At 63.0% G+C, this 24,119-nt stretch carries 23 protein-coding genes; 17 read left to right on the top strand and 6 right to left on the bottom strand.

Annotated elements, in window-relative coordinates; translation table 11 throughout:
- The first annotated feature begins 6 nt into the window (after positions 1-6).
- A complete protein-coding gene (locus MUN81_RS09360) occupies positions 7-909 on the top strand; it encodes a glycosyltransferase family 2 protein (RefSeq protein WP_245117037.1) in 903 nt (300 codons plus the stop codon).
- Positions 910-993: 84 nt separating this feature from the next.
- Here MUN81_RS09360 and MUN81_RS09355 read toward each other — a convergent pair whose 3' ends face one another.
- The gene (locus tag MUN81_RS09355; protein WP_245117036.1) at positions 994-1,860 is read right to left on the bottom strand and encodes a DUF6565 domain-containing protein; all 867 of its coding nucleotides are present in this window, start codon (positions 1,858-1,860) and stop codon (positions 994-996) included.
- A gap of 337 nt (positions 1,861-2,197) precedes the next feature.
- On the opposite strand from MUN81_RS09355, the gene MUN81_RS09350 reads away from it, so the two are divergent.
- The 4 genes from MUN81_RS09350 to MUN81_RS09335 are packed head-to-tail and all read left to right on the top strand — an operon-like array spanning position 2,198 to position 5,367.
- The gene (locus MUN81_RS09350; protein WP_245117035.1) at positions 2,198-3,343 is read left to right on the top strand and encodes a DegT/DnrJ/EryC1/StrS family aminotransferase; all 1,146 of its coding nucleotides are present in this window, start codon (positions 2,198-2,200) and stop codon (positions 3,341-3,343) included.
- A 50-nt stretch (positions 3,344-3,393) separates the two neighbouring features.
- Entirely contained in the window at positions 3,394-3,744 is a 351-nt protein-coding gene (locus MUN81_RS09345) for a hypothetical protein (protein WP_245117034.1), read from the top strand.
- A complete protein-coding gene (locus MUN81_RS09340; protein ID WP_245117033.1) occupies positions 3,741-4,766 on the top strand; it encodes a Gfo/Idh/MocA family oxidoreductase in 1,026 nt (341 codons plus the stop codon). Before MUN81_RS09345 ends, MUN81_RS09340 begins: the two co-directional genes overlap by 4 nt.
- A 52-nt stretch (positions 4,767-4,818) precedes the next feature.
- Positions 4,819-5,367, top strand: a complete 549-nt coding sequence (locus tag MUN81_RS09335; RefSeq protein WP_245117032.1) for a hypothetical protein — start codon at positions 4,819-4,821, stop codon at positions 5,365-5,367.
- Between the two features lie 191 nt (positions 5,368-5,558).
- Here MUN81_RS09335 and MUN81_RS09330 read toward each other — a convergent pair whose 3' ends face one another.
- Entirely contained in the window at positions 5,559-6,488 is a 930-nt protein-coding gene (locus MUN81_RS09330) for a DUF3078 domain-containing protein (RefSeq protein WP_245117031.1), read from the bottom strand.
- Between the two features lie 2,346 nt (positions 6,489-8,834).
- Between MUN81_RS09330 and MUN81_RS09325 the strand changes: the two genes are divergently transcribed.
- The 6 genes from MUN81_RS09325 to MUN81_RS09300 all read left to right on the top strand — a co-directional run bounded on the left by MUN81_RS09325 (position 8,835) and on the right by MUN81_RS09300 (position 13,377).
- Positions 8,835-9,776, top strand: a complete 942-nt coding sequence (locus tag MUN81_RS09325; RefSeq protein ID WP_245117030.1) for a PD-(D/E)XK nuclease family protein — start codon at positions 8,835-8,837, stop codon at positions 9,774-9,776.
- Between the two features lie 137 nt (positions 9,777-9,913).
- A complete protein-coding gene (locus tag MUN81_RS09320; protein WP_245117029.1) occupies positions 9,914-10,366 on the top strand; it encodes a nucleoside deaminase in 453 nt (150 codons plus the stop codon).
- A gap of 503 nt (positions 10,367-10,869) precedes the next feature.
- Entirely contained in the window at positions 10,870-11,412 is a 543-nt protein-coding gene (locus tag MUN81_RS09315; protein ID WP_245117028.1) for a TetR/AcrR family transcriptional regulator, read from the top strand.
- A 179-nt stretch (positions 11,413-11,591) separates the two neighbouring features.
- Positions 11,592-12,200 (top strand): chloride channel protein, encoded by a 609-nt coding sequence (locus MUN81_RS09310; RefSeq protein WP_245117027.1) that lies wholly within the window; start codon positions 11,592-11,594, stop codon positions 12,198-12,200.
- Complete coding sequence (locus MUN81_RS09305; protein ID WP_245117026.1) at positions 12,137-13,234, top strand: chloride channel protein; 1,098 nt, start codon at positions 12,137-12,139, stop codon at positions 13,232-13,234. The genes MUN81_RS09310 and MUN81_RS09305 overlap by 64 nt, the downstream gene beginning before the upstream one ends.
- On the top strand, positions 13,210-13,377 hold the full coding sequence (locus MUN81_RS09300; protein ID WP_245117025.1) for a CBS domain-containing protein: 168 nt from the start codon (positions 13,210-13,212) through the stop codon (positions 13,375-13,377). Before MUN81_RS09305 ends, MUN81_RS09300 begins: the two co-directional genes overlap by 25 nt.
- Before the next feature lie 17 nt (positions 13,378-13,394).
- On the opposite strand, the gene MUN81_RS09295 is transcribed toward MUN81_RS09300, so the two are convergent.
- Positions 13,395-14,588, bottom strand: a complete 1,194-nt coding sequence (locus MUN81_RS09295; RefSeq protein WP_245117024.1) for a sodium:proton antiporter — start codon at positions 14,586-14,588, stop codon at positions 13,395-13,397.
- Positions 14,589-14,702: 114 nt separating this feature from the next.
- Here MUN81_RS09295 and MUN81_RS09290 point away from each other — a divergent pair, with 114 nt between their 5' ends.
- Positions 14,703-15,932 carry a TIGR03862 family flavoprotein gene (locus MUN81_RS09290; RefSeq protein ID WP_245117023.1) on the top strand — a complete coding sequence of 410 codons (1,230 nt, stop codon included), beginning with the start codon at positions 14,703-14,705 and terminating at the stop codon, positions 15,930-15,932.
- Positions 15,933-15,970: 38 nt separating this feature from the next.
- On the opposite strand, the gene MUN81_RS09285 is transcribed toward MUN81_RS09290, so the two are convergent.
- Positions 15,971-16,231: a hypothetical protein gene (locus tag MUN81_RS09285; protein ID WP_245117022.1), complete on the bottom strand. Its 261-nt coding sequence runs from the start codon at positions 16,229-16,231 to the stop codon at positions 15,971-15,973.
- A gap of 195 nt (positions 16,232-16,426) precedes the next feature.
- Here MUN81_RS09285 and MUN81_RS09280 point away from each other — a divergent pair, with 195 nt between their 5' ends.
- Positions 16,427-17,875, top strand: a complete 1,449-nt coding sequence (locus MUN81_RS09280; protein WP_245117021.1) for a diadenylate cyclase — start codon at positions 16,427-16,429, stop codon at positions 17,873-17,875.
- A 15-nt stretch (positions 17,876-17,890) separates the two neighbouring features.
- Here MUN81_RS09280 and MUN81_RS09275 read toward each other — a convergent pair whose 3' ends face one another.
- Both MUN81_RS09275 and MUN81_RS09270 read right to left on the bottom strand, forming a co-directional pair.
- The gene (locus tag MUN81_RS09275) at positions 17,891-19,993 is read right to left on the bottom strand and encodes a gliding motility-associated C-terminal domain-containing protein (RefSeq protein ID WP_245117020.1); all 2,103 of its coding nucleotides are present in this window, start codon (positions 19,991-19,993) and stop codon (positions 17,891-17,893) included.
- 67 nt (positions 19,994-20,060) lie between these two features.
- Positions 20,061-21,050 carry an aldo/keto reductase gene (locus tag MUN81_RS09270; protein WP_245117019.1) on the bottom strand — a complete coding sequence of 330 codons (990 nt, stop codon included), beginning with the start codon at positions 21,048-21,050 and terminating at the stop codon, positions 20,061-20,063.
- 215 nt (positions 21,051-21,265) lie between these two features.
- Between MUN81_RS09270 and MUN81_RS09265 the strand changes: the two genes are divergently transcribed.
- The 4 genes from MUN81_RS09265 to MUN81_RS09250 all read left to right on the top strand — a co-directional run bounded on the left by MUN81_RS09265 (position 21,266) and on the right by MUN81_RS09250 (position 24,072).
- Positions 21,266-21,712: a hypothetical protein gene (locus MUN81_RS09265; RefSeq protein WP_245117018.1), complete on the top strand. Its 447-nt coding sequence runs from the start codon at positions 21,266-21,268 to the stop codon at positions 21,710-21,712.
- Between the two features lie 8 nt (positions 21,713-21,720).
- A complete protein-coding gene (locus tag MUN81_RS09260) occupies positions 21,721-22,413 on the top strand; it encodes an SCO family protein (RefSeq protein WP_245117017.1) in 693 nt (230 codons plus the stop codon).
- Positions 22,410-22,835 (top strand): cytochrome c, encoded by a 426-nt coding sequence (locus MUN81_RS09255; protein WP_245117016.1) that lies wholly within the window; start codon positions 22,410-22,412, stop codon positions 22,833-22,835. The genes MUN81_RS09260 and MUN81_RS09255 overlap by 4 nt, the downstream gene beginning before the upstream one ends.
- A gap of 304 nt (positions 22,836-23,139) precedes the next feature.
- The gene (locus tag MUN81_RS09250; protein ID WP_245117015.1) at positions 23,140-24,072 is read left to right on the top strand and encodes an enhanced serine sensitivity protein SseB C-terminal domain-containing protein; all 933 of its coding nucleotides are present in this window, start codon (positions 23,140-23,142) and stop codon (positions 24,070-24,072) included.
- Positions 24,073-24,119: the final 47 nt, after the last annotated feature.

The raw sequence follows: 24,119 nt of genomic DNA, 5'->3' as shown, positions 1-24,119 counted from the left end.
CTTGCCATGACCGCAGGCCTTTCGGTGCTGATTCCGGTTTACAACTGGGAGGTGGGCGCGCTGGTGACTTCGCTACTGGCGCAGCGGGCCGACTGGCCCGGTCCGGTTGAAATTCTGCTGTTTGACGACGGCTCCCGACCGGAATTTCTTGCGGCCAACCGGCCATTGGGTGCCCACCCGGGCGTGCAGTACCGCGAATTTCCCCGCAACGTGGGCCGTGCCGCCATCCGCAACCAACTGGCCGCTGCCGCGCAGCACGAGTGGCTGCTGCTGCTCGACAACGACAGCATGCTGCCCGATTCTCAGTTTCTGGCACGCTACGCCGCTGCTCGTCAGCTGGCGCACGTGCTCATCGGCGGCACTTGCTACGAGGTGGCCCCGCCCGCCGAGGCCGCGTTGCACCTGCGCTGGCTCTATGGCCAGGTCCGGGAAGCGCGGCCGGCTTCCGTGCGGCAGGCAGCGCCTTACGGGCAGCTGACCATCAATAACGCGCTGATTCGGGCCGACGTTTTCCGGCAGTTTCCACTCGATGAGCGCCTGACCGGCTACGGCCACGAAGACACCCGATTCGGCCAGGAGTTGGCCGCGGCGCGGGTTTCGATACGGCACCTCGATAATCCGGTGCTTCACGCCGGGCTGGAGCCGGCCGCACTTTTCCTGCAAAAAACCGAGCAAGCCGTGCGCAACCTGGCGCGGGTGTACCACGAAGACGGTCCCGGCACCGACTCGCGCCTGCTGCGGTTGGCGCTGCGGCTGCGCCGGCTGGGCCTGGCCGCGCCCATGCGGGCCGCCCTGGGCGCGGCGGCGCCGGTGCTGCGCCGCCAGCTGCTTTCAGATAGGCCCGGGCTGGGGGCACTCGATGCGCTGAAGCTGTATTGGCTGCTGCGGGAGCTCGGAGCCCGGCGGTAAGCAACTCCCTTCGCGGGCTCGCACAAAAAAACCGGTTTCCGGCGCAGGGCCAGAAACCGGTTTTGAGCTTCGCAACGAGGCGGTTTACTTCTTGTCGTCGTCTTTGCCGTCGAACACGTCTTTCACGGCGCCGCCAACTTTTTTGCCCACTTTGGCAGCGCCCTGGCCCACGTCCTTGCCGGCCTCTTTCACGTCGGAAGCGGTATTGCTGATGGCCTGGCCGGCGCGGCTGCGCTCATCGGCGGTTTCGTTGCTCACGTCATCGGCTTTGTTGGCCACGGCATCGGCCCCCTGGCCGGCCCGGATTTTGGTTTTGTCCCAGGACTTAAAGGCGGCGTATTTCAGCTTTTCCTTCTGAATCTCGGCCAGGTCTTTGGCCGGAATGGAGCCTTTCACGTTGTCGTAGGCTTCGTCGAGCGCACGCCACTCGGCGTTGATGTTGCGCCAGTCATTGATGTCGTATTTCTCCTGGTTGCTTTTCACGTTTTGTACGAATTTTTCGTAGGTCGTGCGGGCGTTGGCGGCCGTGAGTTGGGCGGCCGGACTCATGGGCTTGTAGTATTGGCCCAGCTCGCCCACGGTCGTGCGGTTGTTCCAGGCAGTGGTGCGCTGCTCCACGGCGGTGGTGTAGCGGGTGTTGAGCCGGTCAATTTCCTGGCGGCGGTTGTCGTCGTACTGGTCGGCGTATTTATCGACCGCTGCTTTTTTGGTTTGGTAGTCGGCTTTGAGCTGCGCGGTTTCCCGTTCGTAGTCGGCCTTCATCTCGTCGCCCACGGCATCCGTTTTGGCTTCCACGTCATTAACGAACGTGGTCATGTCGTTGTATGCCTGGTCGCTCTCGGCCGAAATTTCTTGTTTGTCAGCCTGCGAGCAGCCGGTGTTGGCAACCGCCACGCCGCCCATTAACAGCACAAAACCTAGGGTGCGGAGAAAGGAATTCTGGTTATTCATAGCGCAAAAACGTTGGTAAAAAATAGCGCGACAGATGCCGGCTGGCATTCGCACAAAGTAGGTTAACGCAGGCGTTTGACTGGGGGTTATAATTGGATGCCCTTGCAGGACAATTCTTTACGAATTACCAATGCGTCACCACCCCTGCTGAACCAGGGCCAAAGCAGGCCAACACGTCCCTCACAGCCAGCCAACTACTTCGTTGGCCGGCCCGCAAACACCCCTCACCATCAGGGCGCCCATCAGCTCTCGAAAACCATACCGATGGCTCTCCCGGCCGGGGCCGGCCGCCCCGAGCCGGCTTCTATCTTTGAGCCCTTCCTGCTACTTGCCGCCCGTGTCCATCCTTCCCGCCCCGCCCGCCCCCATTCACCTGCTCGATTTGGCCGCCGAGCACGCGGCCCTGCAACCGGCCCTGGACGAGGCCTTGCGGGAGGTGATGGATGCGGCTGCGTTCATTCAGGGGCCGGCAGTGGGGGCTTTTGCCGCCGAGTTGGGCCAGTACCTGGGCGGCGCGCACGTCGTGCCCTGCGCCAACGGCACCGATGCCCTCACCCTGGCGCTCATGAGCCTGGAGCTGCCCGCCGGTGCCGAAGTCATCGTGCCGGCTTTCACCTACGTGGCCACGCTGGAAGCGGCAGCGCTCCTGGGCCTGAAGCCGGTGCTGGTAGATGTGCGGCCCGATACCTTCAACATCGACCCGGCCGCCGCCGAGGCGGCCATTACCCCGCGCACCGGCGCCATCGTGGCGGTGCACTTGTTTGGGCAATGCGCCGATTTAGAGGCGCTGAAAGCCATTTCCGCCCGCCACGGCGTGGCCCTGATTGAAGACAACGCGCAGGCCATTGGCGCCACGTTTCAGTTTGCCAGCGGCGAGACAGCATTCGCCGGCGCCGTGGGCGAAGTGAGCACGACCTCCTTTTTCCCTTCCAAAAACCTGGGCTGCCTCGGCGACGGCGGCGCCCTGCTCACCCGCGACACCGCCCGCGCCACCCTGCTCCAGCAGCTGGCCAACCACGGCCAGAGCCGCAAGTACCACCACCAGCGCATCGGCCTCAACTCCCGCCTCGACACCCTGCAAGCCGCCCTGCTGCGCGTGAAGCTGCGGCAGCTTCCGCACAACACCGCCGCCCGCCAGGCCGTGGCCGCCCGCTACGATGCCGCGCTGGCAGGCACGGCGGGCATTGCTGTTCCAGCCCGCGACGCGCGCAGCACCCACGTCTTCCATCAATACACTATTCAGGTAACGGACGCCGAGCGGCGCGACGACCTGCAGCGCTTCCTCAAGGGCGGCGGCGTGCCGACCATGATTTACTACCCGCTGCCGGTGCACGCGCAGCCGGCCTACGCCTACCTGGGCTATCGCGCGGGGCAGTTCCCGGTGGCGGAGCAACTGTGCGGGTCGGTGCTGTCGCTCCCCATTCATCCGCTGCTGACGGTGGAGCAGGTGGCCTATGTGGCACAACTAATAAGCGGATTCTGATGGCTGCATGTGCAGGTGACCATTCCGCCTAAGCAGGCATTAACTATAAAATGGTTGCTAATACAGGGGTTCGCTGGTGGCAGCGCATGGCAGGTAAACTGCTGATTGGTCAGCTGCTGCTTCTGGTTGCGTTTGCCTCCTTGTGCGGCTGGATTTACTATTCAGCATTCTACAGCTACGTGCCTTCGGCAGGCGAAACATATCGTTGTGCAACCGGCGAGTCCGTGGCATTATTCTTTGCCTTGCTCACAACGATTTACCAGTTCGTGCTTTGCTCGTGGCAGGTGGGCTTAGTCCGGCGGCAACCGCATCAAAAAAAGGCCAGTGCATGGAGTATCCTTAGCTTCGCAGCGGCGTTCCTACCTGCCGCACTGTTGATTTACGTATTTTGGATACCTTGAATAAATCGGCTCAACCCGTCCGCTTTGCCATTTGCGGCGTGGGCCACATCGGCCGCCGCCATGCCGCGCTGGTTTCGCGCCACGAGGGTGCCCAACTAGCGGCCCTGATTGACGTGCGCACCGACTTGCAACCCGGCCTTGCTGCCGAATTTCCGGGCGTGCCTTTTTTTGCTTCGCTCGAAGAATACCTGCAAAACGGCCCCGCGGCCGACGTCCTCACCGTGGCCACGCCCAACGGCCTGCACGCCCCGCAGGCGGTGGCCGGCCTGCGCCACGGCCTGCACGTGGTTATCGAAAAGCCCATTGCCCTGCACAAAGCCGACGCCGAAACCATTGTGCACACGGCCCTGCAAACCGGCCGGCTGGTGTTTGGCGTGATGCAGAACCGCTACTCGCCCCCCGCCGCCTGGCTGAAGCAGATTGTGGACGAAGGTCGCCTGGGCCAGGTGTTTCTGGTGCAGCTGAACTGCTTCTGGAACCGCGACGCGCGCTACTACCGCCCCGGCGGCTGGAAAGGCACGCAGGCCCTCGACGGCGGCACGCTTTTCACACAATTCAGCCATTTCGTCGATTTGCTGTACTGGGTATTTGGCGACATCACCAATATTTCGGCCCGCTTCCGCGACTTCACCCACGCGGGCCTGACCGAGTTTGAAGACAGTGGCCTCGTCACCTTCGACCTCGTGCGCGGCGGCAGCGGCACGCTCAGCTACAGCACCGCCGTGTGGGACCGCAACCTCGAAAGCTCCCTCACCGTGGTGGCCGAACGCGGCAGCCTGCGCATCGCCGGCCAGTACATGGACAAGGTGGAATATTGCCATCTCGACGGCTACCACATGCCGGAATTACCCGCCACTAATCCCGCCAATAATTACGGCGCCTTCCAGGGCTCGGCCGCCAACCATGTGCAGGTCATCGAAAACGTGGTGGACACCGTGCAGCAGCGCAGCTTTGCCACCACCAATGCACTGGAAGGGCTGAAAGTGGTGGAAATCATTGAGCGGATTTACGCACTGCGGTAATCGAATAATTTGACCGTACAATTACTCCGGTTTAAAAGACCCACACTTACTCATGGATGCTGAAAAGAGAATAGACCTTATCGTGAAAATTTTGACGATTGGTGCTACACTATGGACCATAGCCGTAGGCATTTCAGAATTCAATCAAAACAAGGCTGCAGAGCTTGATTTACGCAAATACGAACTCGTCAAAATGCATAGGCAAGACTCGTTGGAAACCCTAGCAAAATACCGCCAAGCAACCATTGAGACCCTTACAAAATTCAAAAACAAACAGAGCAAAGTATATGACGAAGCCACCGAGGTTATAAGTTATTTAACTACTCACTTAAATTTTAAATCTGAGGAGTATAAAGCAAAAGACACTAAGTTTAGACGGCTTTATTGGGTCGAATTATCGGCTGTTGAAACCCAACCTGTCGAAGCCGCCATGGTTGGCTTTAAGCTGGCTCTCGACTCGTTACAAAAATCTAAATACCCATCTCAAAGCAGATGGCAAGACTCCGTAAGAAACCGAGGCTACCAAGTAGCAGTGTCGATTAGAGAATCTTCCAAATCTTGGTCTGTACCAAACGGGCTGAAAAGCGAACTAGCACCTTAAGCGACACCACCTTATGGTCTCAAATTTTCTACACCACTGTTGAATTACTAATGAGCCACTAATCAAAATAACCCAAATCGCAAAATTTGCGGTTTATCCCCAAGCGTGGCGGTGATGGGTGACCGAGAGTTATCACTACGAGGCTGGCATTTAATATTATCAACTTGGGTAAAGTAAATACCTAACACTCGCTACTTCTTCGCATCCACGAAATTCTGCACCGAATACGCCACCCCGATGGTGAGGCCTTGCGAAAACTGCACGGCGTTGTCCTGGTCGTAGTCGTAGAGGGCAATGCCGTTGAGCGACACGTTCACGTACTTGCCCACTTTGGCGGTGAGGCCCACGTCGAGGCGGTGGTCGATTTCCCGGGGGTTGATGTTGCGGTAGTTGGCGAACAGCAGGTAACGCGCCTTGAGGTTGACGTTGGGGCTGATGTTTTTATCGAGCTCGGCCAGGATTTGGGCGGCCAGGATTTCCCAACGGGTGCTGTGGCCAGGGTTCACACCGTAGGGCGTATCGCCGAGGGCGGCCACGAAACGGTCGGCCCGGTTCACCACCGTGAGGCGCGGGGCGAAAGGCGCCAGCCGCAGGTGGAAGTACGTGACGGGGTGGTATTCAAACCCGTAGGCGGCCGTGAGAAAGCCCGGCGCAAAGAAATCGGACGTGAGTTGGGCGTTGTCACCATCGTACTTATAGCCAGGCGCAAATTGCGTGAGCAAATTCAGCGACACAAACATGTCCCACTTCGTGCTCATGGCCCAGCCGTATTTGGTGTCGAGGTAAAGCCGGTCCTGGCCTTTGCGGTAGCCCAGGCCCTTGGTTTGGGAAAAGGCGAAGAGGAAATCGGCTTCGTTGTCGAAGCTGTGAGCGCCGCTTTTGCGGTTGGCGCGGGCGTTGGCCAGGGCGTTGAAGCCAATGGTGTTGACGCCGCCGCCGCGCCAGTTGCTGCTCAGCAGGGCCTCGTTCAGCCCCAGGCCGGTTTTGAGCGACTTACGCCAAAGCGGGTCGGGCGCGGGCGCCGTGGGCACGGGCTCGGGAATGACGGTGGGGGTGGTTTGGGCAAAGGCGGGCGAGGCCAGCAACGCGGCGGCGCTCAGGCAGAGGTACAGGTGTTTCATGGCGGGAGGTTAGTTGTTTGAGGCCGCAAATAGCATCACCGGCCATCAACCCGGCTGGCGACTTCGTCAAGTTCGGCATTTTGCGCGGCAAGCCCAACGGCTTGCCTGCCCGCTCGGCCTCATCAGCACCTTCCTCAGCCCAATCTGCCCGGTGCCGGCGGCCCGCCTGCCCGGAACACGCCGGCGCGGGCGAGCGTTAGGCCACCGGCCGCGTGGCTGCCCGGCGGCAGCTCGCCCCGGCTCTAAGCGTCCCACCCATTGCCCCACCTCCGGTATCTTTACCCCAATGCCGGCTCGTCCTATTTCCTACCCCGAACCTCCCGCGGCCGCTCCCGGCGCCGCCCCTGCCTCCTTCCTAGCCACCATGGCCCGCGAGCTGCTGGACCGCTACGGCTCCGGCCCGCTCGATGAGTTGTCCGACCTTGTAGTGGTGGTGCCCACGCGCCGCGCCGTGGTGTACCTGAAGAACGAATTGGCCTTGGCCCTGCCCGGCGCGGCCCCGCTGTGGGCCCCGCGCGTGGCCGCCATGGAAGACTATATGGTGGAGCTGTCGGGCGTGCAGGTTGAAGAGCCCATTGCCCTGCAACTGCTGCTCTACGACATTCTCAAAGGCATCGACACCCATTTGGATTTCGACCAATTTGTGAGCTGGGCCGGACTGCTGCTCAACGACTTCTCCAACCTCGACCAGAACCTGGCCCCCACCCACGAAGTCTTCGACTACCTGACCGAGGCCAAGGCCCTGGAGCGCTGGGACATCAGCGAGCTGCCGCCCAAAAGCCAGGCCGCCGCGCACTCGTTCGGCTTCTGGAACCAGCTGGAGCGCGTGTACCACGAGTTGAAGCGCCGAATGCTGGCCAACCACCTCGCCTACCCCGGTCTGGCCTACCGCCGCGCCGTGGAGAAGCTGGAAAAAACCATTCTGGACCCCGCCGCGCCCGAAGTGGCCCGCCACGTGTTTGTGGGTCTCGGGAATTTGTCGGCTTCGGAAGAAAAGCTTATTCGCCTGCTGCTGAACGCGGGCCGGGCCGAAGTACGCTTCGACGCCGACCCGTTTTACCTCGAAAAAGACTCGCCCAACCGCGCCGGCCAGCACCTGCGCCGCTACTTCGAGAAGTGGAAGCTGTCGCTTGATAATTTCGGGGGCGGCGTGGAATGGCTGCGCGGCCAGCCCCACCACGTGCGCTACCTGGGCGTGGCCAACCCCAGCATGCAGGGCAAGCTGGCCGGCCAGCTCCTGGCCGAAGCCCGCCGCAACTACCCCGACGCCAGCGTGGCCGTGGTGCTGCCCGACGAAACCTTGCTCCTGCCCGTGCTCCACGGCCTGCCGCCCGACGAAGTGCCCGACTACAACGTGACCATGGGCCTGAGCTTCCAGGCCACGCCGCTGTTCAACCTGGTCGATTTGCTGTTTGAGGTGCACCTCACCGGCATTCGGGAGGGCAGCCCCGAAACCGGCTACGGCGTGCCCCGCTACCACCACCTGGCCGTGACCAAGCTGCTGAGCCACCCCTTCCTGCGCCGCTACCAGCAGTGGCAGGACCGCCAGGCCGACGAGCCCCAATACCACGGCGTGCTCGACCAGATTTGCCGCGAATTCGTGCGCCTCAACGCCGTGCTGCTGCCGGCCGAAGAGCTGCTGCGGCTCGGCGCGCACCATCCCATTGTGGAGGCGCTGTTCAAAACCTGGGACAACTGCGACGACATCATTGCCGCCTGCAACACACTCATCGATTTGCTGAAGCAGGTATACGCCGACCACCAGGGCGGCATCGAAGCCGAATACCTCTACCTGTTTTACACGCTGGTGAAACAGCTCGATTCGGCTTTCGACTGCCGCGAGCAGCGCCTGTCGGTGCGCTCGTTTCGCCGCTTCCTGTATGAGCAGATGAGCCGCACGCGCCTGCCCTTTTCCGGTGAGCCGCTGGCCGACGTGCAGGTGATGGGCCTATTGGAAACCAGGGCGTTGGACTTTGACCACCTCATCATCCTTAGCTGCAACGAGGGCGTGCTGCCCGCGCCCAAAAAGCAGCAGTCGCTGTTTCCCTACGACGTTCTCACCGAATTCAAGCTGCCCACCTACGCCGACGCCGAGGCCATCACGGCCTACAACTTCTGGCGCCTGCTCCAGCGCGCCCAGCGCGTGGATTTGGTGCACGTGCTGCCCGGCGCCGAGGGCATGAAAAGCGGCGAGCGCAGCCGCTTCCTGCTGCAGCTGGAAAACGACCTGCTGCCCCAAAACCCACAGCTCACGCTCGAGGACTTAACGGTATCGGTGGCCGGCCCCGACACCGAAGTGGGCGTAAATCCCTACGAGGGCGACCTCATTCTGGAGAAGGACCCGAGATGCTGGCTGCCCTGCGCGGCGTGCTGGAACGCAACATCTCGCCCTCGCGCCTCAACGATTTTCTGGCCTGCTCGCTGCGCTTTTACTTCTCGAAAGTGGCCCGCTTCCATGAAAACGACGCCGTGGAAGAAACCCTGGAAGCCAGCAGCTTCGGCACCATGGTGCACGAGGCGCTGGAAAACCTCATGCAGCCCTTTGCTCAGGACGCCCGCTCCATCACCGCCGACGACATTCCCGAGCTCATCCGGCAAGCCCCGGCCGAGGTGCAAAAGGCCCTGCGCCAGGAAGAAACCGAAAAGCATGCCCGCGCCGACGAAGGCCTGAACCACGTGTATGGCCAGGTGGCCACGCGCCTCGTGGTGCGCCTGCTCGAAAGCCTGACCGAGCAGCCCGGCCTGCTCCCCATCCGCCTCTTCGGACTCGAAAAGGAGCTGGCCGCCACCATTTTCGTCGACGTGCCGGGCCAGCCCGAGCCGCTGGCCGTGCGCCTGTTCGGCTTCGCCGACCGCGTGGACGAGATGCCCGACGGCCGCCTGCGCGTGGTCGACTACAAATCGGGCCTGGTGAAACGCAACGACCTGCAGCTGCGCGGCTACCGCGACCGCCTCACCCCCGCCGAAGCCACCGAGCGCCTGCTCCTCGAAGCCTCTTCCAGCGCCGACAAGGTGCGCCAGCTCTGGCTCTACCGCCTCATGCTGGCCCACACCGCCCAGCGCGAAACGGCCGAAACTGCCATCCTCTCGCTGCGCAACATCGACGAAGGCTTGCTCTCAGCCGACCTCAGCTTCATCACCGACGGCGGCCAGGAGTTCGTAGTCGCGTCGGAGGAACTGGTGCGTAAGATTGTGCTGCGCATCCTCGACCCCACCGAGCCCATTCGCAAAACCGACGACTTCACCAAGTGCGAGCATTGCCCGTATCGCGGCATTTGCGCGCGATAGCATTACTCGTAACACCTGTCATCCTGAGCGCAGCGAAGGACCTTCTCACGCTAGCACAATCGGTGCAAACGTGAGAAGGCCCTTCGCTGCGTTCAGGATGACAGACGTATAAATTCAATCCCAATTCAACCAAACTCATGACTGACCAAAACACGAAAGACGAATTCATGCAGGCCGCCATCGACGAAGCCCGGCTGGGCCGCTCGCAGGGCGGCATTCCCATCGGCTCGGTGCTCGTGCGCGACGGCAAAATCATTGGCCAGGGCCACAACAAGCGCGTGCAGGAAGACTCCGCCATCAAGCACGGCGAGATGGACTGCCTCACCAACGCCGGCCGCCAGCGCAGCTACCGCGACACCGTCATCTACACCACGCTCATGCCCTGCTACATGTGCGCCGGCACTATAGTGCAGTTCAAAATCCCGAAGGTGATGGTGGGCGAGAGCCGCACCTTCGGCGAGTCGCGCGCTTTCCTGGAAAGCCACGGCGTGGAAGTGGTCGACCTCGACCTGCAGGAGTGCGTGGACATGATGAACGAATTCATCGAAGCTGAGCCCACGCTGTGGAACGAAGACATTATGGAGCTGTAAGCCAGCCCAGCTGCCGAATTTTAGTACGCTGATAAAAAGGCGAGTGAGTGTTTGCTTACCAATAGTGAGCTAACACTTATATGGCTTTAGCGGCTCCTCACCTACCTTTGTTTCGCTATCGGACAAAACGTTGACCGAGCAGCCAATTCCCACGTCCTCTTTCGCTAGGTGTATCCCACCCCACCTAGGAAAACAATGGTTGAATCCGTTCGGGTCTCCGTCCTAGGAGCTACGGCATGCGGAGTTCAACACGTTACAGCCGGTTAAATCGAACACGCTTCGATTTAACCGGCTGTATTGTTTTGGGGCATTGTGGCGTTTCCGGCGGGTCGCGTTGAGCGCCGAGGGTATGATGCGAATGGGTTTATTTTTTGGTGAATTCATGCCGTTTCTCCACGTCTGTGCGTCCCAAATGCCTGCCGTGGGCCCTATCTTGCCACGTAGATGGGCCGAAAATGGCCCTGCGACTGATTTTTGGCGGTTTATTTATATTAGGTTGGGCTATGACCAGTCATTCCAAAATTGAGCAGGCGGCCCTGCAGCTTTTCGGAGAACGGGGCTACGACAGTACCTCCACCCTGCTCATTGCCAAGGGCGCCGGAGTGTCGGAAGCACTGCTGTTCAAGTATTTTCTGAGCAAGGAGAAGCTGTTTGAATACCTCATCAAGCAGGGATTTCGGCGCATTGTGGAAGCCAACCGCGGCATTCTGACCGAGAAAAACCCGCGCGTACTGGTCGAAAACGTCATCGACCTGCCCTATAAGCTGGTGCACGACGAGCCCGATTTCTGGAAGATGCAGGATAAGGAGTTCAACCGCCCGCTGGTGCAGAAGTATTTCCAGCGCTTCATGAGCCCGATTGACAGCCTGCTCAAGCAGGCCTTCACCGAACTGGGCACTCCCAGCCCCGACATGACCACGCAACTCCTGCTCCTGCTCATCCAGAGTTTGTGGCGCAACCTGCTGTACGAACACGACCCCAACCTGCAGCAACTCGGCGCCCACCTGAAGCGCACCTACCTGCAGGGCGTGCCCGCAGCAAAGTAAAATTGACGGGTTGGGCAGCCAACCTCGTCGCGGTGTCGGCCGAATCTTGAGGAGGGCTTGGCAATGATAGCCGCTATCGGCGCGTTGTCAAAACCCGCGGATGGGTGGATTCACGTTCATCTCATCTGTCGGCATTTTTTTTGCGTTGATGCTATTGCGTTGACTTCCCGCTCTCGCTTATGCCCCACCACGCCGTTCACCGACTGTTGCGCCCGCTGCTGGTTTGGCGGGCCCGCCACATCAGCGAGCGGATGTACATGCTTATTCTGAGCGTGCTGGTGGGCGGGGCGGCGGGCTTGGCGGCGGTGCTCCTCAAAACGTCGGTGCGCTGGGGCCAGGCCATGCTGCAAAACGGCATTTCGGAGCCCAGCCGGGTGTTTGCGCTGTCCATCTACCCGGTGGTGGGCATTGCGCTCACGGTGCTGTTCACCAAGTTTTTTCTGGGCGGGCAGTTAGGGAGGGGCATTGGTCCCATCATCTACAACACGGCCCGCGAGGGCAGCGTGGTGCCGCGCTCCAAGCTCTACTCGCAGCTGGTGACGGCTTTTCTGACGGTCACGTTCGGTGGCTCGGCGGGTACCGAGGCGCCCATTTCCGTCACGGGCTCGGCCCTGGGCTCCAACGCCGGCCGGGTGCTGCACCTGGACCGGCGGCGGCGGCGCCTGCTCACGGGCTGCGGCGCGGCGGCGGGCGTGGCGGCCATCTTCAACTCCCCATTGCCGGGGTGCTGTTTGCGGTCGAAACCATTTTGCTGGAGCTGCCGGCGCAGTATTTCATCCCGCTGTTGATTTCGTCGGCCACGGCCACGGTGGTGTCGAAGGCGCTGTATGCGGGCCAGCCGTTTGTGCTCATCACCACCAGCTGGCCCGTCGACGCGGTGCCGTTTTACGTGCTGCTGGGCTTGTTTACGGCCTTTTTTTCGGTGTATATGATTCGGACCTACCACTGGTCCGAACATTTTTTTGAGCGCTGGCCGGGGTTGCGCTGGAGCAAGGTGGCGCTGGGTGGCCTCACGTTGGGCGGGCTCATTTTTCTGTTTCCGACCCTCTACGGCGAGGGCTACAACACCGTGGAGCTGCTGCTGCGCGGCCACCCCGAGCACATCACCGACGGCAGCATTTTCTCGGTTTACCAAGACAATAACCCCTGGCTGCTACTGGTACTGGTGCTGTTCAGCATGCTGCTGAAGGTAGTGGCCACCAGCATCACGGTGGGTAGCGGCGGCAACGGCGGCATGTTTGGCTCGTCGCTGTTTGCGGGGGCGCTGGGCGGGTTCTTTTTTGCCCGCATCATCAACCTGAGCGGGCTGGTGCACATTCCGGAAGTGCACTTTGTGGTGCTCGGCATGGCGGGCACGCTGGCGGGCGTCATTCACGCGCCGCTCACGGCCATCTTCCTCATTGCCGAAATCACGGGCGGCTACGCGCTGTTTGTGCCGCTGATGCTGGTGAGCAGCTCTTCTTACCTCATCACCAAATACTTCGAGCCCTATTCGGTGTATACCCGCAAGCTCACGGCGCGGGGAGTGGACGTGTACGCCAACAAGGACCGGGGCCTGCTGGCCCAACTCGACCCGCGCCAACTGCTGAAAACCGACTTCATTCCTGTGCGGCCCAGCACGTCGCTGGGCGAACTGGTCGACATTTTCCGGCACTCGTCGCGCGACTTGTTTCCGGTGGTGGCGGCCGGCGGGCGCTTATTGGGCGTGGTGAGTTTGAACTCGGTGCGCGACGCGCTGTTCGACGACGCGCACTACGCCACCACCCGCGTGCGCGAGCTGATGAAACCCGCCCCGCCGTGGTGGGCCCCAACGACGACCTAGAGCACACCCTGAGCCTGCTAGACCGCCACGAATTCTGGGCCCTGCCCGTGTGCGAGGAAGACGGTCGCTACCTGGGCTTTATCGTCAAAACCGATATTCTGGCCCGCTACCGGCGCCAGCTCATTCAGGAAAGCGAGGCGTAGCCGGTGGCCGCTACCGTTCAATACTCGCCTAGTTCCGGGGTTTTACGCGCCAGCTGCAGGCCTACCATCATGAGCAGGCCGGTGAGCAGGATGACCACGAAGAGGATGTTTTCGCTCACCTCGCCAATCAGAAAGCGGGTTGGTATGCTGTAGAATAACAGTACCGAAATCAGCCCCTTGGGGGCAATGAACAGCTCGGGCACCAGGTCGGTGCGCGCCACGTAGCGCAGGTACACGTAGCGCACCAGCGTGAGCACCCCCACGATGAGGGCCCCTTGCAGCAGCAGGGTCACGTTGGCCAAATGGCTCAGGGTGATGGAGTAGCCGAACAGCAAAAAGAAGAACGTGCGAATAAGAAAAGCCGACTCGGCGGTGATGCTTTTGAGCTGGTGCAGCTCGCGGGCCAGCTGCTCGGGGTGCAGAAAGCGGCGCAGCAGCGGGTGGTGCAGCAACTGGTCGGCGTTGTTGACGGCCAGGCCAAAGGCCAGCACCAGCACCAGCGACGAAAGGTGCAACTGCTTGGCGAGGCTGTAGATGAGCACCAAAAACGCAAACAGCAGGAAAAACTTGACGTGCGAGCGCAGCCGCCCCAGCAGCCAGGCCAGCAGCGCCGTGCTGAGCACGGCCACCACCACCACGGCCAGCACGTCGCGCCCGAACGTGATGACGGACCAGCCCTGGGCAAAGTCGTCCTGCAAAATGAAATTAAACATCATGATGCCCACGATGTCGGAAAACGTGCTTTCGTACACGATGAACTCCTGCTTCTCGCCGCCCAGGCCGGCCACGCTGGGAATGGCCACAGCGCTGCTCACCACAGCCAGCGGCACGGCGTTGAGCAGGCAGCTTTGCCAGCGGGCCCCTACATAAAAGTGCAGCAGCGCCGCAATGGCCGCCACCTGCACCCCCATAATGAGCACCGCCGCCAGAAACGAGCGCCGGATGAGCGGGGCCTTGTCGCGGGTGAGACGCAGGTCGAGGGAACCTTCCAGCACAATCAGAATGAGGCCCACGATGCCGAAAAGCTGCAGCAGCACCGGCGGCACGGCCACCGGCACGCCTCCCCAGTAGGCGGCAGCCTGGCTCAGAGCAATGCCGGAGAGCAGCAGCAGCAGCACCGACGGCACCTTGGTGGCCCGCGCAGCCAGGTCGAATATGTAGGAAAGCAGCACGGCCAGGCTCAGGCCGATAAGGATGGTATAAGGTCCCATAGAGGAGCTTGCTAACGGGCAAGAAGGTGGCGGGGTTAAGCCCCTGCGCCCCTTGGCCGTAACTTGGCGGCCCGTTTCGGGGCTGCGCCCGGGCCTTTTTAACCTTCTTTCTGTATGCACCAGCACCGCGGCGAAGTTGTCGTAATCGGGGGCGGGCCGGCAGGCCTCATGGCCGCCCAGCGCCTGGCCGAAGCCGGGCTGCGCGTGCGGGTATTCGAGGCCCAGGCCACCGCGGGGCGCAAATTTCTGGTAGCCGGCCACGGCGGCTTCAACCTGAGCAACGCCGAAGAACTTGCCCGCTTTGCCGGGCGCTACGGCGCCGAAGCGGCCCGGTTTCGGGAATTGCTGGCCCACTTTTCGCCCGAAGACCTGCGCGCCTGGGCCGCCGATTTGGGCATCGAAACCTTCGTGGGCACCAGCGGGCGCATCTTCCCGGTGGCGGCGCACAAGCCCGCCGACCTGCTGCGGACCTGGCTGAATCGGCTGCGGGAGCTGGGCGTGGAGCTGCACACCCGGCACCGCTGGCTGGGCTTTGCGGGCGCCCACGACCTGCGCCTGCGCGACGAAACCACCGGCCAGGAAACCACGCTGGAGCCCGCTGCCACCGTGCTGGCCCTGGGCGGCGCCAGCTGGGCCAAAACCGGCTCCGATGGTGCGTGGGTGCCGCTGCTGCAGGAGGTTGGCGTGCCCATCACGCCCTTCGCCCCGGCCAACTGCGGCGCGGAAGTGCGCTGGTCGGACTTCTTTAAGCAGAAAATTGGTCGCGCGCCGCTCAAAAACATCAGCCTGCGGGTGAACGATGGCCCGCCGGTGCGCGGCGAGGCCATGCTGACCGAGTACGGCATCGAGGGCACGCCCGTGTATGCCCTCACGCCGCAGGTTCGGCAAGCCCTGGCGGCAGGGCAAGCCACGCTGTATCTGAACCTGAAGCCCGACCTGCCGGAGGCCACCTTGCTGGACAAACTCCAACAGCGGCGTAGCGGCACCTCGCTGCCCGACTTTCTGCGCAAAGCCCTGAATCTCGGGGCCCCGGTGCCCACGCTGCTGCGCGAAACGGCGCCGGAAGTGGCCACTTATTCTGCCGAGGCGTTGGCGGCCCTGCTCACTGCGGTGCCGCTGCCCGTGGCCGGCCTGCGGCCGCTCGACGAGGCCATTTCCACGGCCGGCGGAATTGGCCTTGCAGCGGTGGATGAGTTTCTGATGCTGCGGCAGCGGCCGGGCACCTACGTGGCCGGCGAAATGCTGGACTGGGAGGCGCCCACGGGCGGCTACCTGCTGCAGGGCTGCTTCAGCACCGGGGCATGGGTGGCGCGGGGCATTGCGAAGCGGCTGCAAGCAGAATAACCTGCGGCGCTCCGAATTTTAACACCCGGTTTATTTTTTTACTCCCTGGCCAGCGCTTTGGCCTTCTCTTCGGCTTCGCGCAAAATCTGGCGGGCTTCGCCGAGCAGCCGGCGGCCGGGGTTCAGTTCTTCGCGGGCAATGAGGGCAAAAAGCAGGAAGAAGGACGCCAGCGGCAGCAACCACCCCAGCGCAAACCACAGCCAGAACGAGCGACCCCGGCTCTGGGCGCAGTAGCCGGTGAGGATGGGGATGAAGGAAATGGCCACCGCCATCACCAGAAGCATGTCGAGGAAAGGCATAGGCCAGGGGTGAGGAAAGGACGGTGGGAGGTGCCGGCAACTGCGCCGGCTCTAGCTCGAAGATACGAATTTCTGAACGGGAGGTGAAGCCTTAAAAGAGGAATTTTGTTTCGTTCTACCACTATCCGCGCGTTTTTTCCGTAGTTCGGCCTGAAGTCGGGGCCGCAGCGAGGCCCGGCCGTCTTGAATCTGCCCATGTGGGAACACCAAAGTCTGTTTCGCGTTTCGGCCCAACTCTTTGCCGAGGGGGTATTTAACTTGCTCGACCGCAACCTGCGGCCGGAAATTTTTCTGCTTGGGTTTGCCTCGGCCAAGGAGGCCGACGAGCCCGATGCCGTGGTGGTGGAGCCGCCCACGGCGCGCTACCAGCCGCAGGATTTTTGCCGCGTCAAAACCAACGCCGCTGCCCTGGAGGCCGACGCCGGCCCGCAAGGCTCGGTGTACCACCTGCACCCCAACGACCACGACCGGTTTGAGAAGCAGCACTGGTACGAGCTGATGTGCCGCGCCACCGAAACCACGCTGCACGAGCTCACCCGCAGCCGGCACGAAAACCGCCGCTCCTTCTGTTCGGTGCCGGTGAGCCTGCAGGGCTACCTCGTGACGGTGGTGCTCCAGCTGTCGGCCGACTGCTACGAGGGCTACTATTCCTTGCCCAAAGCCAGCAGCGCGCGCCCCGCCAACCTGCCCCACGCTACGGTGGTAGAGTTTCTGCACGACTGCGCCCGCGCCCTGCGCGAAGCCGACACGGCCGACAACGACCAGCCCGTGCTCGACCGCGACTACAACGAGCTGCTGCGCTCGGCCGGCCGCCGGCTGATGCTGCGCGTGGCCCCCGCCGGCACCCACGGCCTGTATGATGCCTGCAACGGCGTGGCCGCTCTGCGCCACGAGGGCGACGAAGGCATCGGCACCATGCTGGTGAGCCGGCGCCTGCACCCGGCCATCGTGCCCGTGCTCACCCTGGAAACGCCCGTGCCCATGCGCGACCACCGCTCCATCCGGAAGCTGCTGGAGCTGAGCGAGGGCCACACCGCCCTAATTTCGGACGCCTCCCACGTGTTCGGCCTGGGCCAGCTGGTGCCGGAGTCGGATGCGCAGTACGAGCCCCTGGTGACGGTGCATTTCACCAACCACTACAGCTGGGAAATGAGCCACGCCGGCCATATCCTCATGCGCGTGGTGAGCAACACGCCGCGCCTGCCCCAGGGCCGCGTGGCCGCCGACAACTTTGCCCGCATTGTGCGCATTGTGTTTCCGAGTCTCGACGCTGATAGCACCGACTACCTCTGGGACCTCGCCCAGAAGGCCAGCACACAGCCCACGGGGACTATTCTGGTCATCTCGGCCGGAGCGGCGCAGGAGGCCCATCGCCTCACGCGGCAGTGCTTCCGGGTGGTGCCGCGCATCATGACGCCCTCGGTGCTGCGACTCGTCACCAACATCGACGGGGCCGTGCTCATCGAGCCCAATGGCATGTGCCACGCCATCGGCGCCATTCTCGACGGGCTGGCCACCGACAAGGGTGACTCTTCGCGCGGGGCGCGCTTCAACTCGGCCCTGCGCTACGCCAACAGCAGCAAGTACCCCATGCTGGCCGTGGTGGTAAGCGAAGACGGCTGGATTGACTTGCTGCCCTCCTAGTAAGGAAGCGGGCCGTTACAGCACTACTTCAAACCAGCCCTTGTAGACGCGGGCCGATGCCGCCAAGCGCAGCACGTAGTAGTACATGCCCGGCGCGGCGCCGCTGCCCCAGTCGTTACTGTACTTGGCTGTGGTGTACACCTTCCGGCCCCAGCGGTTGTAAACGTCGAGCGACCAGGCCGCCGCGCCCATTCCCTTCACCACAAAATGCTCGTTTTGCTGGTCGCCGTTGGGCGTGATGATGGTGGGAATGAGGAGGCAGGAAGCAGCCGTCACGGTGCGGCGGGCCGTGCGGGTCTCGCAGGCCGAGCTGATTTCCAGCGAGTAGGTACCGGGCTGCTGTACCAGCAGCGTGGGCCCCGACGACCCATCGGACCAGCGGTAGCTGAGACCGGAACTGGCTGGACCGGGCGCTCGTAGCACCAGGGCTGCTCCTTCGCACAGCGTGGTGTCGGCCCCGAGGGTGAAAGAAGGCACCGGGGGCGCGGCATTCGCAAGCACCCGAAACTGCCGCGTGCTGCTGAGGCCGGTGCTGAAGGTAGCCGTGACGGAATAGAGGCCCGCCTGCGCCACCGTGATGCTGGCCGTGGTGGCGCCGGTGTTCCAGCGGTAGGCCGTAGGCGCCGGCGAGGCCGCGGCGACTAGCGTGACGCTGCGGCCCGGGCACAGCACCGAGTCGCCGCTGATGGTGACGGGCGGCGCCACGGGGGCGGCCACCGGCCCCAGCCGGATAAGCCAAAAGTCGCTGATGCCGGCGGTAGACTGGGTTTTATCACTGGACAGGCCCGACCCGGAGTAGCCCGACAGCAGGTAGCCGCCATCGGTGGTCTGGGCCAGGCTGTAGAGGTAGTCGTTGCTATTGCCGCCATACGAACGGTCCCATTGCTTGGTGCCGTTTGCGCTGATTTTTAGTACCCAGTAGTCCATGTCGTACCCACCGCCGTCGCCCTGATTGGGCTGGGTTTTGTCGAACGACACACCCGACGACGACACGCCGCCCACCACGTAGCCGCCGTCCCGGGTTGGGCGCACCACGTTGGCGTTTTCGATGGCCGCGCCGCCGTAGGTGTGCTCCCACTGCACGGCGCCGGCGGCGTCAGTTTTCACCACCCAGTAGTCGTAGTTGTAGCCGCTGTTGTTGCCGTAGTGGCCTTGGCTTTTCTCGCCCGAAGCGTCCGAATCGGAAGAGCCGGCCAGAATGTAGCCACCGTCCTGGGTTTGGTAGAGGCTTTGGAGCAAGTCGCTGTTGTTGCCGCCGATGGCGCGCTCCCACAGGCGGTTGCCCTGGGCGTCGAGCTTTATCAGCCAGTAGTCGTTGCTGCCCCGGCTGGGCTGGGTGCGGTTGCCCGACGCTGGCGAGAATGAGTAGCCGCCCAGCAGGTACGTACCGTCGGGGTTCTGGTGCAGGCAGGTGAGGGCATCATCGGAATTGCCGCCAAAGGTGCGGTCCCACTGCTTGTTGCCCTGGGCATCGGTTTTCACCACCCAATAGTCGCCCACCCCAAGGTTGGCTTCACTTTTCACTCCTGACACCCCCGAGTAAGATTTGCCCCCGAACAAATAGCCGCCGTCGGCAGTCTGGAGCAACACCTCGAAGAGGTCGGCGTCATCGCCGCCGTAGGCGCGGTCCCATTGCTTGTTGCCTTGCGCATCGAGTTTTACCACCCAGTAATCGGTGGCAAACAAACCGCCCAGGCCCGGCTGGCTGGGCACGGTGCGGTCGCCGGACACGCCCGAGTCCGAGTAGCCGCCATCGGCCGTTTGTTGCAGGCTGCGCAAGATGTCGTCCCGGTTGCCGCCGAAGGTGCGGTCCCATTGCTTGGTGCCTTGGGCGTCAATCTTTATCACCCAATAGTCGGAGCCTCCGCGCGAGGCTTGGCTTTTGTCGCCCGAAATGCCCGAGGTCGACGAGCCGGCCACCACGTAGCCGCCGTCGGCGGTGGGGTACATCCGGCCCGGCCCTTCCGAGCCGTTGCCGCCGTAGGTTTTGTCCCACAGCTTGGCGGGCGTCTGGGCGGCCACCCGGGCGGCTACCGCCAGCAGTACTGCCGCACACAATAGCACAGTGCGCCAGAATGCAGCAAAATCAGAGAACCATCGTGGGGTAGAAACGACCATATGCGCAGCGAAAGTTGGGGCTCCGTAAAGTTACGGCCGCCCCTCCTTCCGCTGCGTGGCTCCTGCCCTACCCGTTCACCGAGCCCATCATGGCGGCCGGGTAGCGCAGGCCGGCGGCTTTGCCCTGGGGCGCAATCTCGTCGAGTTGGGCCAGCTCGTCTTTGGTCAGCTGCACTTCCAGCGCGCCCAGGTTTTCTTCCAGGTATTTCACGCGCTTGGTACCGGGAATGGGCACCACGTCGTCGCCCTGCGCCAGCACCCAGGCCAGGGCCAGCTGGCCAGCTGAGCAGCGCTTCTGGCGGGCCAGCTCGTTGATGCGAGCCACCAGGTCAAGGTTTTTCTGAAAGTTTTCGCCCTGGAAGCGGGGCGTGTGGCGGCGGTAGTCGTCTTCGGCCAGGTCTTCAAACTTTTTGATTTGGCCGGTGAGGAAACCGCGGCCCAGCGGCGAGTACGGCACGAAGCCCACGCCCAGCTCGCGCATGGCGGGCAGAATCTCGTCTTCCGGCTCGCGGCTCCACAGCGAATATTCCGTTTGCAAGGCGGCAATGGGGTGAATGGCCACGGCCCGGCGCACCGTGGCCGGGGCAGCCTCGCTCAGGCCCAGGTAGCGCACCTTGCCTTCTTCCACCAGCCGGCTCATGGCACCCACGGTTTCTTCAATGGGCGTGTTCGGGTCGACGCGGTGCTGGTAATAAAGGTCGATGTAGTCGGTACCGAGGCGCTTGAGGCTGGCTTCGCAGGCGGCTTTCACGTACTCGGGCCGGCCGTTGATGCCGCGCTTGGTGGGGTCGTTGGGGTCGCGCTGAATGCCGAACTTGGTAGCCAGCACGATGCCGCCGCGCTGACCCTTGAAGGCCTGGCCCAGCAGCTCTTCGTTTTTGAAAGGGCCGTACATGTCGGCCGTGTCGAAGAAGGTGACGCCCAGGTCGCGGGCGCGGTGCAGGGTGCGGATGCTTTCGGCATCGTCCTGGCCGGCGTAGAAGTCGGACATGCCCATGCAGCCCAAGCCGAGGGCCGAAACAGTGAGGCCGGAGCGGCCCAGTTGGCGAGTTTTCATAAAGCGAAACGGAGCGTAGTTGGTTGATAGCAGGCAGTGCCTGCTGGCTCTACGCAATGACTTGGTAAACCGGTCAGGCCGTGGGTTTGATTTTTGTCACTTCGTTCTTTCCGTTCACTTTTCGCTCAACTGCCACGTTCATCTTCTTTCCGCTGCCGCCTGGTAGCAGTCAGGCTTCATCCTGCCGACACGCCCGCCGGCCGTACCTTTGCCCCGTGAATATTTCCTTGAAAAACGTCCTCCCGCTGGCGCTGGTGGCCCTGGCTGCGGCCTGCTCCTCGCCCAACCGCCCCATTGGCGAAAACGGCGCCCCCTCCGACGCCTCGGCCGCCGAAATGGCCCTCATGAACCGCCACGACTCGCTGATGGCCGAAACCAGCAAGCTGTACGAGTACAAGGCCAAGCTCTCGGGCTACCACACCGAAGCCGCCGCGCCCTACATCCACGGCCTGCTGGCCGCCGATGCGGCCATGATGGACTGGATGCACAACTACAAAGCCCCCGACACCACGGCCGCCCCGGCCGCCCGCGTGACCTACTTCCGCCAGCAGCAAGAAATATTGGCGGGCGTGAGCCGGCAATACCGCGCCACGCTCGACTCGGCCCGGCGCTTCACCACCGAGCACCCCGCCGCCGGCGACGTGGCCCCCGCTTCTAACTAACCCTCCGCATGTTGAAACGCCTGCTGTTGCTGCCTGCCCTGGCGGCTGCCCTCCTCACCGCCTGCACCGAGGCGCCCAAAGAAGCTGCTAAGCTGCCCATCATGGGCGAGCGCGACGTGCGCCCCCGCGCCGACGGCGGCCCGGCCGACACCGTGTTTGCCACCGTGCCCGCCTTCCGCCTCACCGACCAGTTCGGCCAGGTGCTCACCAACCAAAGCTTCGCCGGCCGGGCCTACGTGGCCGATTTCTTCTTCGCCACTTGTCCCGGCATCTGCCCCAAAATGCAGGCCGAGATGCTGAAAGTGTACAAGAAATTTGGCCAGGATAAGCGGCTGGCGTTCCTCTCGCACACCATCGACCCGGCCCACGACTCCATTCCGGTGCTGCGCGACTACGCCGAGCGCCTGGGCGTGGGCACGGCCCGCAACTGGCACTTTGCCACCACCGGCGCCCACGGCGAGCCCACCGCCCGCGACACCGTGTTCCAGCTGGCCCAGGCCTACTTCACGGCCGCGCTGCCCGACAAGCAGGCCCCGGGCGGTTTCGCCCACAACGGCACCTTCGCCCTCGTGGATGACCAGGGCCACGTGCGCGGCCTCTACGACAGCCTCAATCCCAAAGAAGTGGACCGCCTGCTGGTGGAGCTGCCCGTGTTGCTGGCCGAAATCGACAGCCGCCAGCCCGGCGTGGCCCGGAAATGAGGCCGGCCCTTGCCCGGCCGGCCAGCGCGCTGGGCGCGGCGCTGGCCCTGCTGGCGGCGCTGCTCCAACAAAGCTGCTTTAGCAACAACCGCCACCAGGGCGAGAAGCTGTATGCCCAGCACTGCGCGGGCTGCCACGGCGAGCAGGGCCAGGGTCTGGGCCGTCTGATTCCGCCCCTGGCCGGGGCCGACTACCTAGTGGACCACCGCGCCGAGCTGCCTTGCCTGCTGCGCCAGGGCCAGAACGAGGTCATCGTCGTCAACGGCGTGGGCTACCACAACGTGATGCCCGGCAACAAAGCCCTGAGCCCCGCCCAGCTCACCAACCTGCTGAATTTCATCGAGACGCACTGGGGCAACAGCGCTTCGCCCCGCACCATCCGGGAAGTGGAGCAGCAATTGGAGGCCTGCCGGGCGCAGTAGCGGGAAATGCAAAAACGCAGGACGGTCATGCTGCGCGCAGCCGAAGCATCTCCCGCGGGGCAGTAATCAAAACGCCTGTCATCCTGAGCGCAGCGAAGGACCTTCTCACGATTGGATGGTTTCTATCGTGAGAAGGTCCTTCGCTGCGCTCAGGATGACAGGTGACGCGGTAGAGATGCTTCGACTCTGCTCAGCATGACGCACTTTTTTGTGGAAGCAAATCCATTTCTGCCCGCATTTCGCCCCTGCCAAACCCGTTTTTCGCCGTAGATTGCACCCCAATTCACTTGCATTCTTATCCGATATGGGCCTGTTTGACTTCCTGAAAAATAAACCCGCCGACACCCCGGCCACTCCCGCTTCCACCGGCTCCCCGGCCGGCGCACCCGCCGACAAATCCGCCTCCGGGCCGCGCTACCAGGGCTCCAAGTTCGTGGCCCCCGTAGAGCCCGTGGCCCCCGCCCCCGTGTATCAAATTCCGGAGCCGATGCCGCTGCCCTTCGAGCCCGAGAACGTGCTCGAGCAGCTCCTGCTGCTGGCTGCTACCGACGAAAACGCCCGCCCCGCCTTCTACCAAGCCCTGCTGCAGGAAGAAATCCTGATGATTCTGGCCCCAACCGACGGTATGGAGCCCGGCGAAGTGGTGCTCAACGAAGGCCAGGAAATCCAGCTGCAGGTGCTCAACGACGGCAAGCTGCCCATCTTCTCCTCCGTGCCGCGCCTCACCGACGGCGATATGGAGCACCCGCCCATGAGCTACGTGCGCCTGCCCGGCCACGCCTTTTTCCAGATGGTGCAGGGCCAGGACTGCGTGCTGAATCCCTTCTCGCCCGCCGGCAAGCTGCTGCCTAAAGACGAGTTGGCCGCCCTGCTCTCGGGCCAGCTCACCGGCCCGCTCTCGCCGGCCGGCGGCGACGCGCAGGTGCTGCTCAGCCAGCCCGCCGAGTACCCGCAGGCCGTGGCCGACGCCATTGCCGCCTGGGCCGCTACCGAGTCGCACATCGAGAGTGCCTACCTGGCTCAGATGCAGCTCGCCGACAACCCCGACGTGCCGCGCCTGCTGCTGGCCTTCATCAGCAACAACTCCGACCCGAGCTTCATGCAGAACCTGGGCCCCGTGCTGCAAGGCCAGACCAATGCCTACCAGTTTGTGGACCTGATGCTGCTGGACCCAAATTCCGAGGAAGGCGTGAACCCGTATTTCCGCACGATAGAGCCGTTCTATCAGAAGGCGTAAGCCTCAGCTCAGGTGATGAAGAACGTCATGCTGAGCGAAGTCGAAGC

The organism is Hymenobacter sp. 5317J-9, from assembly GCF_022921075.1.
GTDB lineage: Bacteria > Bacteroidota > Bacteroidia > Cytophagales > Hymenobacteraceae > Hymenobacter.
The sequence above is the reverse complement of the archived record's forward strand: the minus strand, read 5'-3'. Positions and strand labels throughout refer to the sequence as shown.

Coding starts and splice junctions, on each gene's coding strand:
- MUN81_RS09360 (WP_245117037.1), top strand. CDS start 7: ATGACCGCAGGCCTTTCGGTGCTGATTCCGGTTTACAACTGGGAGGTG.
- MUN81_RS09330 (WP_245117031.1), bottom strand. CDS start 6,488: ATGAAACACCTGTACCTCTGCCTGAGCGCCGCCGCGTTGCTGGCCTCG.
- MUN81_RS09260 (WP_245117017.1), top strand. CDS start 21,721: ATGTTGAAACGCCTGCTGTTGCTGCCTGCCCTGGCGGCTGCCCTCCTC.
- MUN81_RS09250 (WP_245117015.1), top strand. CDS start 23,140: ATGGGCCTGTTTGACTTCCTGAAAAATAAACCCGCCGACACCCCGGCC.
- MUN81_RS09355 (WP_245117036.1), bottom strand. CDS start 1,860: ATGAATAACCAGAATTCCTTTCTCCGCACCCTAGGTTTTGTGCTGTTA.
- MUN81_RS09280 (WP_245117021.1), top strand. CDS start 16,427: ATGTGGGAACACCAAAGTCTGTTTCGCGTTTCGGCCCAACTCTTTGCC.
- MUN81_RS09295 (WP_245117024.1), bottom strand. CDS start 14,588: ATGGGACCTTATACCATCCTTATCGGCCTGAGCCTGGCCGTGCTGCTT.
- MUN81_RS09255 (WP_245117016.1), top strand. CDS start 22,410: ATGAGGCCGGCCCTTGCCCGGCCGGCCAGCGCGCTGGGCGCGGCGCTG.
- MUN81_RS09320 (WP_245117029.1), top strand. CDS start 9,914: ATGACTGACCAAAACACGAAAGACGAATTCATGCAGGCCGCCATCGAC.
- MUN81_RS09275 (WP_245117020.1), bottom strand. CDS start 19,993: ATGGTCGTTTCTACCCCACGATGGTTCTCTGATTTTGCTGCATTCTGG.
- MUN81_RS09325 (WP_245117030.1), top strand. CDS start 8,835: ATGCTGGCTGCCCTGCGCGGCGTGCTGGAACGCAACATCTCGCCCTCG.
- MUN81_RS09285 (WP_245117022.1), bottom strand. CDS start 16,231: ATGCCTTTCCTCGACATGCTTCTGGTGATGGCGGTGGCCATTTCCTTC.
- MUN81_RS09310 (WP_245117027.1), top strand. CDS start 11,592: ATGCCCCACCACGCCGTTCACCGACTGTTGCGCCCGCTGCTGGTTTGG.
- MUN81_RS09270 (WP_245117019.1), bottom strand. CDS start 21,050: ATGAAAACTCGCCAACTGGGCCGCTCCGGCCTCACTGTTTCGGCCCTC.
- MUN81_RS09345 (WP_245117034.1), top strand. CDS start 3,394: ATGGTTGCTAATACAGGGGTTCGCTGGTGGCAGCGCATGGCAGGTAAA.
- MUN81_RS09315 (WP_245117028.1), top strand. CDS start 10,870: ATGACCAGTCATTCCAAAATTGAGCAGGCGGCCCTGCAGCTTTTCGGA.
- MUN81_RS09290 (WP_245117023.1), top strand. CDS start 14,703: ATGCACCAGCACCGCGGCGAAGTTGTCGTAATCGGGGGCGGGCCGGCA.
- MUN81_RS09335 (WP_245117032.1), top strand. CDS start 4,819: ATGGATGCTGAAAAGAGAATAGACCTTATCGTGAAAATTTTGACGATT.